This is a genomic window from Desulfosarcina ovata subsp. ovata, from assembly GCF_009689005.1.
Taxonomy (GTDB): Bacteria; Desulfobacterota; Desulfobacteria; order Desulfobacterales; family Desulfosarcinaceae; genus Desulfosarcina; species Desulfosarcina ovata.
This window is the reverse complement of sequence record NZ_AP021879.1, coordinates 2,214,010-2,226,728: the sequence shown is the minus strand read 5'-3', so window position 1 is coordinate 2,226,728 and position 12,719 is coordinate 2,214,010. Positions and strand designations below refer to the sequence as shown.

General features: G+C 54.1%; 12 protein-coding genes. 7 read left to right on the top strand and 5 right to left on the bottom strand.

Annotated features, from left to right (window positions below; genetic code table 11):
* Window positions 1-20: 20 nt before the first annotated feature.
* On the bottom strand, window positions 21-653 hold the full coding sequence (locus tag GN112_RS10060) for a hypothetical protein (protein WP_155310097.1): 633 nt from the start codon (window positions 651-653) through the stop codon (window positions 21-23).
* Window positions 654-1,018: 365 nt separating this feature from the next.
* Between GN112_RS10060 and GN112_RS10055 the strand changes: the two genes are divergently transcribed.
* The gene (locus GN112_RS10055) at window positions 1,019-1,474 is read left to right on the top strand and encodes an Hsp20/alpha crystallin family protein (RefSeq protein WP_155310096.1); all 456 of its coding nucleotides are present in this window, start codon (window positions 1,019-1,021) and stop codon (window positions 1,472-1,474) included.
* 28 nt (window positions 1,475-1,502) lie between these two features.
* Window positions 1,503-1,907, top strand: coding sequence for an Hsp20/alpha crystallin family protein (locus tag GN112_RS10050; RefSeq protein ID WP_155310095.1), 405 nt, complete (start codon window positions 1,503-1,505; stop codon window positions 1,905-1,907).
* Between the two features lie 71 nt (window positions 1,908-1,978).
* Here GN112_RS10050 and GN112_RS10045 read toward each other — a convergent pair whose 3' ends face one another.
* Window positions 1,979-3,391 (bottom strand): HD-GYP domain-containing protein, encoded by a 1,413-nt coding sequence (locus tag GN112_RS10045; protein ID WP_155310094.1) that lies wholly within the window; start codon window positions 3,389-3,391, stop codon window positions 1,979-1,981.
* Between the two features lie 339 nt (window positions 3,392-3,730).
* Between GN112_RS10045 and GN112_RS10040 the strand changes: the two genes are divergently transcribed.
* Window positions 3,731-4,438 (top strand): histidine phosphatase family protein, encoded by a 708-nt coding sequence (locus tag GN112_RS10040; protein WP_155310093.1) that lies wholly within the window; start codon window positions 3,731-3,733, stop codon window positions 4,436-4,438.
* Between the two features lie 9 nt (window positions 4,439-4,447).
* Here GN112_RS10040 and msrB read toward each other — a convergent pair whose 3' ends face one another.
* Window positions 4,448-5,599, bottom strand: coding sequence for a peptide-methionine (R)-S-oxide reductase MsrB (gene msrB / locus GN112_RS10035; protein WP_155310092.1), 1,152 nt, complete (start codon window positions 5,597-5,599; stop codon window positions 4,448-4,450).
* Between the two features lie 389 nt (window positions 5,600-5,988).
* On the opposite strand from msrB, the gene GN112_RS10030 reads away from it, so the two are divergent.
* Genes GN112_RS10030 through GN112_RS10015 form a run of 4 tightly spaced genes read left to right on the top strand, consistent with a single transcriptional unit; the run spans window position 5,989 to window position 9,802 of the window.
* Window positions 5,989-6,750, top strand: coding sequence for a substrate-binding periplasmic protein (locus GN112_RS10030; protein WP_155310091.1), 762 nt, complete (start codon window positions 5,989-5,991; stop codon window positions 6,748-6,750).
* Window positions 6,743-9,070 carry a hybrid sensor histidine kinase/response regulator gene (locus tag GN112_RS10025; protein WP_162458865.1) on the top strand — a complete coding sequence of 776 codons (2,328 nt, stop codon included), beginning with the start codon at window positions 6,743-6,745 and terminating at the stop codon, window positions 9,068-9,070. The genes GN112_RS10030 and GN112_RS10025 overlap by 8 nt, the downstream gene beginning before the upstream one ends.
* A 46-nt stretch (window positions 9,071-9,116) precedes the next feature.
* Complete coding sequence (locus GN112_RS10020) at window positions 9,117-9,503, top strand: ACT domain-containing protein (RefSeq protein WP_155310089.1); 387 nt, start codon at window positions 9,117-9,119, stop codon at window positions 9,501-9,503.
* 56 nt (window positions 9,504-9,559) lie between these two features.
* Complete coding sequence (locus tag GN112_RS10015; RefSeq protein WP_155310088.1) at window positions 9,560-9,802, top strand: hypothetical protein; 243 nt, start codon at window positions 9,560-9,562, stop codon at window positions 9,800-9,802.
* Between the two features lie 43 nt (window positions 9,803-9,845).
* Here GN112_RS10015 and ldhH read toward each other — a convergent pair whose 3' ends face one another.
* Both ldhH and GN112_RS10005 read right to left on the bottom strand, forming a co-directional pair.
* Window positions 9,846-12,002 (bottom strand): L-lactate dehydrogenase (quinone) large subunit LdhH, encoded by a 2,157-nt coding sequence (gene ldhH / locus GN112_RS10010; RefSeq protein ID WP_155310087.1) that lies wholly within the window; start codon window positions 12,000-12,002, stop codon window positions 9,846-9,848.
* Complete coding sequence (locus GN112_RS10005) at window positions 12,002-12,631, bottom strand: LutC/YkgG family protein (RefSeq protein ID WP_155310086.1); 630 nt, start codon at window positions 12,629-12,631, stop codon at window positions 12,002-12,004. The genes ldhH and GN112_RS10005 overlap by 1 nt, the downstream gene beginning before the upstream one ends.
* Window positions 12,632-12,719: the final 88 nt, after the last annotated feature.

Sequence of the window (12,719 nt, the reverse complement as noted above, 5' to 3'; positions counted from 1 at the left end):
GGCCTGTCAGGATAGCCGGGTCAACGGTCATAATGGACTTCCAGCCGGCCGAAATCCTCCGGGTCGAAGTCTTCGATTCCCTGTGTGCGCTCCAGAAAGGTCTCAACGGCCTTGGCCGCACCGGTGTAAGTATCCATCACCGAGGCCATTTTTGCAACCACCGGGTCCTCTTTTCCGAGTTGTGCGATCATCTCATCGAGCAGTTGCCTGCCCTTGCTCAGATGTTTGCGCATACTGGCGTAGGCGGCTTTGCGCATTTCGTATTTCTTCTGTTCCCTGTCGATTACCGGCAACAGTCGGCGCACGGAAAATTCCACCAGGGCATCCCGGGGAGCGTTGAAGGCCCGTGAGATGTCATCCAGAAGCGATAGGGACTGCCGGCTGATGACATAGGTTTTTTGAACCCGGTTTCCCGCCTTTACATGGGCATTTTGCACCTCCCGGGCGATGGCATTGAGGGACTCGCTGTCTTGGGCCAGGTGATCGAAGAGCGATTTCTGTTTGATCCCCAACTGGGCGGCGACAATACTGATGGCCTCGATGCAGGCGGCGGAGAGCTTGAACGTGGCGCGCACCGACTGCCTGCCGCGAAGTCCGGAACTGGTGATAAACGCGATGGATGCGCTGTTGGATGTGTCATTTTTTCGAGGCATAGGCATTCTCCATGGCTAAGGCGATTTCTGTCAAAGAATATACCCGCCTGCTTGTCTTTTCATCCGTCTTCTACGTTGGGCTTTTCCACACATAGCCCCACTATGCGTAAAAAAGCCCGCCTTGAAGACGAATGAAAATCCTGCGCATTCTGGTATATTCTTTTCCGCCAATCGCCTAATTCGTCTGATATATTACTTAGTACTATATTATTACAAAAATAATGCAAGAAAAAAATATTTCCATAATATTGACATTGCCCAATCCATCAATACTTTTTGGTCAAAGAGAACGGGGCGCTTCAACGCGAAGGTACAGACAACCCCTTTGAGCAACAAAGACAACCTTTAACCAAGGAGGTTTGGCGATGATCTACAGAACCCTTTTCGGTGCACCCGGTCGGCGTTTTGGTTCTCATTTTGGCGAATTCGATGAGATGCGACGCCAAATGGACCGCCTTTTCAGTACGTATCGTGACCGGCCTGCCGGCAGCGTCGGGGCCGGCGTGTTTCCGGCGATCAATATTACCGAAGATACCGATGCATACTATGTCAGTGCGGAATTGCCCGGCGTAAAGTCGGCGGATCTGGATCTCAACGTGACGGCCAATCAACTCACCCTGGCCGGTGAGCGTAAGATTTCAAAGGAGGCGGATGCCCGTTATCACCGCCGGGAACGTGAAGCCGGTCGCTTTTCACGGGCCGTTGCCCTGCCCGGCGACATTGATGCCGAAGGCGTCAAGGCCAGGCTGACGGATGGTGTCCTCTCTGTGACCGTTCCCAAGGCGGAGAAGGCCAAACCCAGGCAGATTGCAGTTCAATAACGGCACTGAATGAAAGGAGGAGCAGATCATGTCAGACACCCAAGAACTCAAAGTCAGAGAAAAACAGGAAGTCGCTTCGCCTGCCGAGCAGACCAAGCCGGGGTTGGTTTTTACGCCCAGTGTGGACATCTTTGAAACCGATAAAAGCCTTACCCTGCTGGTGGATATGCCCGGTGTAAAAACCGACGATCTGGATGTGGATTTAAGAGACGACACCCTGACGTTGACCGGTGATGTCTCTCCACTGCTGGCCACCCCCGGAGAGAAGGTCTTCGTGGAATACGAGACGGGACGTTACTATCGCCAGTTCTCGCTTTCCGAGGTGATCGCCCAGGACAAAATTGACGCCAAGCTCAGTGACGGCGTGTTGCGACTGACCCTTCCCAAGGTTGAAAAAGCGACCCCACGGAGGATTGCGGTGCAATCCGAATGATTCCTTTCCTCTCCTTTCCTGCCGGAAATTATTTTTTTCCGGCAGGGGGGCTTTCTTTTCCACCCGATCAGTCAGGTCGTTTGCTTTTTCAATTCGTTGTGGATCGAAATGCGTGTGAACATCTCCCTCAGTTCTGCGGGTAGAATGTCAAACGCCTGTATGGGCGGCAGGGGAGCTTTGCGCCGGTCGATATCAAAAAAAGAATCCTCTTTTTTCTTCTCATCGATATCAATGGGATCGGCATACCGAGACAGTGGATCCCCTTTGATATTGGTAAGCGGAAGGACGATCGGACCCTGCTTGTCGAGAACAAAGGCCAGTTGCCCGTTTCGCAGATGAATAACGCTGCCCGTGGGGCAGACCCCCATTTCACTGATGAAGGCATGCAGAATGAACTGCAGCAAGGGATCCTTCCCCGCGAATTTGCGATAGATCCGGGCCACCACACCGGCGGAGTCGGCAGCCTCCCCGTAAACCCGTTTTGAGCTCATGGCATCAAAGATATCAACCAGTTTGCATATCTTGACATAGGGCGGGATTTCAATGGGACGGGGGACTTCGGGATACCCTCCGGTTTCGCCCTCGTAGATTGCCGCATGATGCCAGCGTACGATGTTTCGGATGTAAAGGCTCCTGATGTGGTTCCGTTCCAGAATCTCGATGCCTTTTTCATGGGCGTGTCCATGGACGATCCGTTGTTCGTCTTCGGTCAATGACGTCGATTTGTTGATGATGGTATCGGGGATCAGCGCCTTGCCGATATCGTGGATAAAATAACCGATCGCAATTTCTTTGATGGCGCCGGGAATATAGTAGGTGAATGCGTCCTTGCGGGCACTCGGATCGATGTCGTCATGCTCACTGAATCTCAAAGATAGTTGCCGATTGATGATGGATGAAAAGTTGGTGTTGAACCGATTCAGCACAGCAACCCCGATGTTGCATACATTGATGGCGTGATGGTATGGATAGTTCTCCGTGGTCAATGGGCTGCGGTTCAGAAATGAAAGCGAAGGATCATAATTCATCAGAAAGCGGACCATCTTTTCAGCCGGGCCAATGACCTTGTCCATATCCATTTGGCCGTTGTTTTCTTTGATGGAACGACTCGTTTCATCAAAAACCGAACGGAAATCCGAATATTTATCTTTAAACTCGAGGCAGGCCGATTCCATTCGGGCAGTGACCGCTTTTAAATTAAGATCGTGGTCGCCTGGTCGTGGTGGTGATTTCTGCGGGCGGCCAGCCAGACGCTGAAAAATGGAATTTCCATTTTTATCCCAGACGCCGGCATCGGAAGATTCGTCGAACGGGATCAGATTGATTCCCCCAAGCTTCAGGCTGAGCAGGGTCTCGACGTTATCGGTCTCGGCATTTCCGGCAAGCAGGGGACGGCCACTGTCATCAAGGATGTCCGCCCCGGAGCGCAGCCGTCCCCCCTCCGCCAGGATGCGAATGAGCAAATCGATATTAATGGTTTTCATGTTTATTCTCCGTGCCAGTCAATGTCGCGAAAGTCGATTCAGATCAAGGGAGAAAGGGTTATTCTTTCTCCCTTGATGGTAGAGGTCAAGATAATAATCCGCGTATGCTGCCCTTCCAGGCGATCTGGGTGCTTGAATGGTGGTGGACCCTCTTTCCTGCGGCAGTCCAACTCAATATCCATGTCAGGATTGAATAACATTTAACTATTAGAATTGATAGTAAATTATGTATTTTTGAAAGAATAAATGGGTTGACGGCGTTCCTGATGAAAGGGCATATGGGGAGAGTCTGTTGTTTTTGATTGAAGGTTTTGAACAAACCGAAAGAAGGATTTCAGGATGGTTGACATCTATTTTATCCGGCATGGCCAGGCGTCTTTTGGCCTGCCCGATTACGATCAGCTGACCTCGTTGGGCGAGCGCCAGGCCGAACTGCTGGGATGCTACCTGTCAGGCAGCGGCCTGCGTTTTGATGCCGTCTATGCCGGCAGTCTGCAACGGCAGATGAAGACCGCGGCAATCGTTCTGGCGCCGGTCAACGGCAACACCGCCGATGACATCATTGTCGACTCGGATTTCAACGAATTTGACGACTCGGATCGGATTATGAGTCACCTGCATGGGGTCTTCCGTGAAGATTCCGCGCTCTCCGAGGAGATGCAGCAGATTCGTACCCACCCTCACGCGATCCGGCGGATTTTCGATGTTGCCGACAAAACGCGGACGGAGCCGCCCGATGACGGGCAGCGCATCATGCAGGCGGATCAGTTCAGGGCGCGTATCGCCAGGGGCATCGACAACCTGATCGCCAATACCGCCGGCGACGATCAGCGGGTGGCCGTATTCACCTCCGGCGGACCCATTGCCGTGACCCTGCGCCAAACCCTGGAAGCGAACCGGGATCAGGCCATCCGCCTGGGCTGGGAGTTGTGCAACACATCGATTACCCGATTTCGTCACGAACAGGATCGCCTGTCCCTGGTTCAGTTCAACTGCCTGGCCCACCTGGAAAGCCAGAACGATCCGGCGCTGATTACCTATATCTGACGGTTGGCGCTATTCTTCGAACAGGTGGCGGTACTGGCCGTAACCGGCCTGTTCCAGTTCGCTGGCGGGAATGAACTTCAGGGCGGCCGAGTTGATGCAGTAGCGCAGTCCCGTAGGCTGAGGCCCGTCGCCAAAAACGTGGCCCAGGTGGGAGTCGGCATGTTTGCTGCGCACCTCGGTGCGTACCATGAAAAGGCTCCGGTCTTGCTTTTCCACAACGTTTTCCGGCTTCAGCGGCCGGGTGAAACTGGGCCAGCCGGTTCCCGAGTCGAACTTGTCCGTGGAGCTGAACAGCGGTTCGCCGGAGACAATGTCCACATAGATGCCCGGGGCGTGGTTATCCCAGTAGGTGTTGTTGAAGGGGGGCTCGGTACCCGCTTCACGGGCCACCTGGTACTGCAGCGGGGTGAGTTTTTCTTTCAACTGCGCGTCCGGGGGGATGGTGTAGGTCATTTCCTGCTTTTCAGCCGCCATATTGTCCATTTTGCTCATCACTTCCGTTTTCTTCGTTTTTTTCATCATCTTCTCGGCGCCGGCCCAGGCCTCTTCCAGGAAGCGATCGCGCCCTGAGCCCGAGCGGTACCACTTGTAGCGGATGGGATTCTTTTTGTAGTAGTCCTGGTGGTACTCCTCGGCATCGTAGAACGGCCCCAGGGGCAGGATGTCGGTCACGATGGTCCGGTCAAATTGCCCGCTGGCGGCCAGGGCTTTTCTCGACGCTTCGGCCAGCTTGCGTTCGGTCTCATTGGCGTAGAAAATAGCGCTGCGGTACTGATCCCCGCGATCGACGAACTGACCGCCGGGATCGGTGGGATCCACATGCCGCCAGAAGACATTCAGCAGATCGGCGTAGGTGATCCTGTCCGGATCATAGAAGACCTTGACGGCCTCCACATGCCCGGTGCCGCCGGCCGAAACCTGCTTGTAGGTGGGATGATCCACGCGGCCGCCGGTGTATCCCGAGACCACCTCGATGACGCCCTCAACTTTTTCAAAATCCGACTCCGTGCACCAGAAACAGCCGCCGGCAAACACGGCCGTCCGGGTGTTTTCACTGATTTTATCCATGGGGGACTCCATTTTTTCGTCCATGCTCCTGACCTGCTGGTAGCCGATAAAGACCGCGGCCAGTGCCAGGACGGCGATGATTGTTCTTTTCATTACACACCTCCATTACGTCTGTCCGTTAATTGGCTTTCATGAACAGACAATAAGACTCCCATTTAAGGGATGGGTAAAGGTAAGGTAAAGATTCGGTAAAGATTTTCAAGGCGAACGGGCACGGATTGGAAAAGGAATTCACCGTGACTGGAAAAGAAATCATACCACGCAGAATTTGGAAGTATCGACGGGCTCGGCACCAATAACAGGCGGTTGAGGCGGACAATTTTGTTGGCAAGCTTTGCAGAATTCTATAGAATCCCGTACATGTTGCAAGCAACCGACTCGCGTTTGCATCCGTAACCAATCGAAATAAATATGCATCTGGGTGATGCCGGCAGACTCATCGTCTTTACGTTTTTGTCGATACCCTTATCAGGGAGAATTCAATGGCTTTGAAAAAGTATTGCCTAACGGTTTTCATGGTTTTGTTCATTGCTTCCCTATCCAACGCCCAAAGCATTCCTCTGGCCACAGGCGAATGGATTCCGTATTCATCCAAAACGCTTTCCAATTATGGTGATTTCACCGCGAGGGTGACGGTCGTTTTCAATGCAATGGGACTGCGTCCCGAATATCGTTTCTACCCATGGGGACGATGTTTCGATTCCGTCGAAAAGGGTCGGGTTTGGGCGGCGTTTCCCTATTCGTATACCAACGAGAGAGCAGAAAAAGTATGGTTTTCAGACGCCCTTTCCTGCTCAAAAACCGTCTTTTTCCATTATGCCGCCGGTAACGATTCAAAACAGTATCATTATAACACCCTGGAAGATTTGAAGCCGTATAGAATAGGAGGCGTTACCGGGTATTATTACGTGCCTTTATTCAAAAAGGCGGGACTGTCCATCGATTATGTCAACAAGGAAATTTATGCGATGGAAAAGCTCAAACTGGGCCGGATCGATTTGATGCCGGTGAATGAATTGGTCGGCCGGCATTTGATAAAGACCCATTTTCCGGATTGCATCGATAAGTTCAAGATCCTCGACAAGCCATTGACCGTAAATCCATTGCGGCTGATCGTGTCAAAAGACTATCCGGGATCGAAGGAATTATTGGTCAAATTTAATGCGGCCTTGAAAACGTGCATTGAGAAAGGTCTCATCACTGTCGAAACGTGTGATGGAAATTATAGGGATATCGATGATTGACAATCAGAAACGATCGATATCAAAAAATTTAACCATCGGCCTGGTTGCCGTTATCGTCATCATGTCCGTTGCATTCATAGCGACATACTATTGGCGCGTATCCAATAGCCTGATGCTGAGGCTTGAGGAAGAAGCCGATGATTATATCGATGTCGTCGCCTCCACATTGAAGGTTCCGCTGTGGGATATGGATCGGGAGAACATCAATACGATCTGTCTCTATTATACCCAAAATGAATCCATCGCGATGATAAAACTGTTTGGCGCCTCAGGAGAAATCATATTTCAAAACGAAGCAGAATTAAAAGACAATGAAGGCACGTTGGCCAAACGTTCAAAGGAGATCCTTTACGACGGTGAGCGGATTGGAAAGGTTGTGATTGCCCTGAGTCCTGTTCGGTCAATTGAAGCCAAACGGGATATATTGAAGACATCGATCATCGCTTTTTTGATTTCGGTCGTCGGGATTGTTTTCTCGACAGGGTATCTGTTGAAGCGGATTTTGCAAAAACCTATCGATGCGCTTGGCAAAATCGCCGAATCGTATTCGGCCGGGGAGTATCACCCCCGTTTAAATGAAGTATCATACAAAGAGTTTGAACCCTTTATGTCGGTTCTGGCCGGCATGGGAACGACCATCGAATCCCAGATGAATGAACTGCAAAAGGCCGAGGAATCAATAAGAAAACATCGGGATCATCTTGAATATATGGTAGATCGGCGAACCCGGGAACTTGAGCGGTCCAACCTCGAACTGCAAAAGGAGATCCAGGAGCGCAAAGATGCACAAAAAGAAGTAAAGGCCAACCAACAAAAGCTGGAAGCGATTTTTCAGGCCTCTCCCGTTGGCATCGGGTTGGTGGTCAACCGGCGTTTGGACTGGGCCAATGAAACGATGTATCTGCTGGTGGGATATGAAAACGGATCCCTGTTCGGCGAAAAAGCACGGGTTCTCTATGAAAATGAGAAAGAATATAAGCGGGTCGGAAGAGAACTCAGCAAGACCATCTCCCGATGCCAGACCGGGTCTGCCGAAACGAAATGGGTTCGCAAGGACGGGACGGTTTTCGATTGTCAGCTAAGGGCATATCCTCTCGATACCGACCGACCATCAAAAGGTCAAATCATTTCCGTATCCGATGTTTCCGAAACGAAAATGCTGGAAGCGAAACTTCAGCAGGCGAAAAAAATGGAAGCCATCGGCACACTGGCCGGCGGTGTTGCCCACGATTTGAATAATATTTTGTCCGGTATCGTCAGCTATCCCGAACTGATTCTGATGGATATACCCGAAAAGAGCCCTCTGCGAAAACCGCTCTTAACCATGCAAAAGTCAGGCGAGAAAGCCGTTGAAATTGTGCAGGACCTCCTGACGATGGCAAGAAGAGGGGTTTCGATTACAGAAGTGGTCAATCTGAATCACATTATCGTGGAGCAACTGAATAGCCCGGAAATGAAAAAGTTAAAGTCATTTCATCCAGATGTGATGATTCATGCCGATCTTGACGAGAGCCTGCTCAATATCAATGTGTCTCCCATACACATCGCCAAATGCATAACCAATTTGATTTCCAATGCTGCGGAGGCGATGCCGGAGGGGGGGCAGATCGAAATATCGACGGAAAATATCTATCTCAGTACGCCGATGAAGGGATACGAAACCATCGAAGAGGGGGATTACGTAAAATTGGCAGTCGCCGACAATGGCGTGGGGATGTCCGAAGACGTTGCCGAAAGAATATTCGAACCTTTTTTCACCAAAAAGAAAATGGGCAGAAGCGGAACGGGGCTGGGCATGGCCGTTGTATGGGGGACGGTAAAGGACCATAACGGATACATTGATATTGAAAGCTCTGAGGGGAAAGGGGCTACTTTTTATCTTTATTTTCCGGTAACCCGGGAACCGCTGAAAAGGGAAGAGGATGGATTACGGTTCGAAGCGTTAACCGGTAACGGAGAGTCCGTTCTCGTCGTCGATGATGTCGAAGAACAAAGAGAAATCGCAACCGGTATTTTACAAAAACTGGGCTACTCCGTTTTTAGCGTTTCCAGCGGAGAAGAAGCATTGGATTTTATGACAAACAACTCTGTAGCCATACTGATCCTGGATATGATTATGGATCCGGGAATGGATGGTTTGGAAACGTATCAACGAATTGCCGAGTATCATCCCGGGCAAAAGGCGATCATCGCCAGTGGCTTTTCCAAAACCGAGCGGGTTAAAGCGCTTCAGAAAATCGGTGCGGGATGTTATCTTAAAAAACCCTATACATTGAAAAATATCGGTCTTGCAATCAAGGCGGAACTGGCGAAAGCGTAGTCCCGTTTATATATGGAATCAATAGCCCATCACGGCCGAGGCTTAAATGGTACTGACACTGAAATTACTTCCAGACCCTCTTGCGGTTTGCCGGTTGCCGGCCGGAGGGGATATCCCGCCATGGGCGATGGCCGGTTCCCTGCGATCCATAACATGGACAAAAGATGAGACGTCCATCGTGTGCCGGGCGACAGACGTTCCCGAAGATGTCCGGGCCGAGCGGGGGTGGCGCGCCCTGGTGATCGATGGCCCGCTCGATTTCGCGCTGACGGGAATCCTCGCGCAGATCGCGCACCCGCTGGCCGACGCGGGCATCCCCATATTCGCCCTGTCGACCTTTGATACGGATTACGTGCTCGTCAAGGATTCCGATTTAAAACGCGCCATCAACGCGCTTGGTGAAGCGGGACACCCCGTTCAATCGATTCCATAGACGTTAAGATCATGTTTTTGGGCTGCGTAATTCCCTATGCAGAAAAGAGGAAGCAAATGTCCCTGACCGAACTCGTTGCCTGCTACCTGCTCAATCTGCTCTTCTGGCTGTGGGTGGTTCGATGGGGCGGCGCCGAATGGCTGGAAGGAACGCTTGCCTCCGGGTTCCTGGTGAGCCTTTTCGCCCCACGCTGGTCGGCGGAAGGCATCAAACTTTTCGGCGTGCTGACGATTCTCATCAGCACGATCTTGTTTCTCGTGGCGATTTTTTGTCCGGACTTCCGCTATTTTTTCAGCTGACGGCATCGAGCGGTTCCGGGCAAGCGCATTTTATCTATTGCGGTCAGGTTTTCTCCAGGGTCTGCACCACCGCTTCGGCAATGTGTTTGACCGACAGTTTCATTCCCTTTTTCTCGGCGCCGCCGCGCAGTTGCATGACGCACCCCGGACATTCGGTCACGAGGAGGTCCGCCCCCGTTGCCGCCACATCCGCCAATTTGCTTTCCAGAATCTGAGCCGAGATCTGGGGGAACTTGCCGGAGTACGACCCGCCGAAGCCGCAGCAGGTTTCCTCCTCCCGGGCGGGAACGAATGCGAGCCCGGCTTTGCGGATCAGCTCATGGGGTGCATGCCGAACGCCCATGCCCCGGCACAGATGGCAGGGGGCGTGGTAGGTGGTCTGGGTACCGGACGATCGGAACGCATCCGCCGGGATCTCGAGGATGTCGTTCATGAAGCTGCTGAAGGCCACGACCCTTTCGGAGAACTGCTCTGCCGCTTCCCGCATGGCGGGATCGTCGGCGAGCAGCTGGGGATAGTTGTGCTTCAGGTGAGACGCACACGAGGCGCACAGGGTCACGATTTGGTCGACGCCGCTGCCTCGCATGGCCAGGATGTTGCGCCGGGCCACATCCCGGGCGGCCGTTTTCTCACCCATCATCAGGGCCGGCAGCCCGCAGCAGGACTGCTGCATGGGAAAATCCACTGCCGCGCCAAAGCGGGTCATCAGGGCAACGCCGGCCTCCAGTTGCTCGGGATAGACAAAGTCCTGGACGCAGCCGGCGAAAAGGGCCACCCGCTGGATTGGGTTGGCCACCGAGGGTTTGATTTTGGGCCAGCGTTCGCGAAAGGGTGTCCTGGCGATGGGGGGCAGGGCCCTGAAGTTGTGCTCCTTGGAGAGGATCAGGGGCAGGTGGCGCAGATAGCCGTTCTCGCCCACCACCGGCGCCTGGGCCTTCTGGGCGGTGCGCAGCAGCTGGTGAAACAGTTTGCGGTGGCTCAATAGTTTGCCCAGCAGGATGCTGGAGAGCGGGTGATCGGTTTCATCCTGGATGCGCGCGTGGATCTCCTTGATCAGTCGCGGCAGGTCGATGCCGGCGGCGCACACCGCCTTGCAGGCCCCGCAGTTGATACAATTCTGGACGAGGTTTTTGGCCTTGTCGCGGCCGTGAAAGAAGTAGGTGATGATCAGGCCGATGGCGCCGATGTAGATGTGCCCGTACTGGTGACCGCCGACCATGCGGTAGACCGGGCACACATTGGCGCAGGCGCCGCAGCGCACGCAGCGCAGCACCTGTGAGAAAACCGGATCTTTGGCCAGCGCCCGGCGGCCGTTGTCCAGGAAGACAATGTGCATCTCCTTGCGGCCGGAATCGGCGACCGCGCATGGGGTCGGCCCGGTAATCCAGGTGACATAGGAAGTGATCTGCTGGCCCGTGGCGTTGCGCGGCAGGACGCGGTTGATGTGCAGGGCGTCTTCGAGGGACGGCAGCAGTTTGTCCAATCCGACCAGCGCCACATGGATGCGCGGCAGGGTCGTCACCAGCCGGGCATTGCCCTCGTTGGTGGTCAGCCCGATGGTGGCCGTGTCGGCCAGGGCGAAATTGGCGCCGCTGATGCCCATGTCCGCCTCCACATACTTCTGGCGCAGCTCGCGGCGGGCCACCTTGACCAGGCGCTCGATCTCCGTCTCCTGCCGCTTCCCGGTGACCTCGCTGAACAGGTCCGCCACCTGATGACGCGACAGGTGAATGGCCGGCATCACCATGTGGGTGGGCCCCTCGTGGCGCAGCTGGATAATCCACTCGCCCAGGTCGGTTTCGGTCACCTCGAGCCCTTCGCTCTCCAGGTAATGATTGAGCAGCGTCTCCTCTGCGGTCATGGATTTGGATTTGACGATTCGGGTGGCCCGGCCGGTTTTGGCGATGTCGGCGATAATGGCGTTGGCATCAAGGGCGGTTGCCGCCAGGTGCACATGGATGCCTTTTTTTTCGGCATTGGCCTTGAACTGGGCATACAGCTCGTCCATCCGGCCCAGGGCGCGGTCCTTGATATCGGCCACCTTGTCGACCAGTTCAGCGATGTTCATGCCGGCAAAGGCATTGGCCCGGCCGGTGGGATAGGTGACGGCAAAGTTGTCCAGGGCCTGGCGCTGAAACCGGTTTCTCAAGGCCTCGTCAACGTTGGCTTTGTAGGCTTTCAGGCTGGTTACGGTTTGCATCAGCACTCCTCCCAGAGCAGGATGTGAAGTTCGAGGGGGCCGTGAACCCCCAGGGCCAGTACGCGTTCGATGTCTGCCGTGCGGCTGGCACCGGTGATCATCGCCGTGTAGTCGGCCGGATCGCTCATCCACTGCTTAAGTTCTTCCGTCAGGTCGAATGCGGTTGCCCGCAGGCGGGATACGGGAAGCAATGCGATGTGGATCTCGCTGACCATGGTGGCCAGGCGCAGGGCCTCACTTTTGGAGTTGATCACCAGGGTGCCGGTCTCGGCAATGGCGTAATCGGCCCGGGTAAAGCCGATGTCGATGCCGGCCAGATGGCTGCGCAGATCATCTTTGATCAGACCAATCGACTTCTCCCGGCACAATTTTTCCAGGGCTCCGAATTCCACCTCGGGAAGATTGGGTGCGGCCATGATTTTCTCCTGCTTGGTCTCGCAAAGCGCCTCGGCCGTTGCCGACAACGGTGCCTCGCAGCCGGAAACCAGCAGCTGGCAGGCCTCCTTGGTCGCGCACACATCCACTGCATAGGCGAATGCGGCCTCCGGTGAGGCCACGCGCACGACCTTGGCGGATACCGCTTCCGCCTTCTGGATAAAGGTTTCGACCACCGCCGGGTCTGGTTTCATCGGCCACCTCCATTCATTTGGCAGGGTCGCAGGCGTGGCCAGCTCCTACACGCCAAATCCGATGGCGGCTGTAAGAGCGGGCCATGCC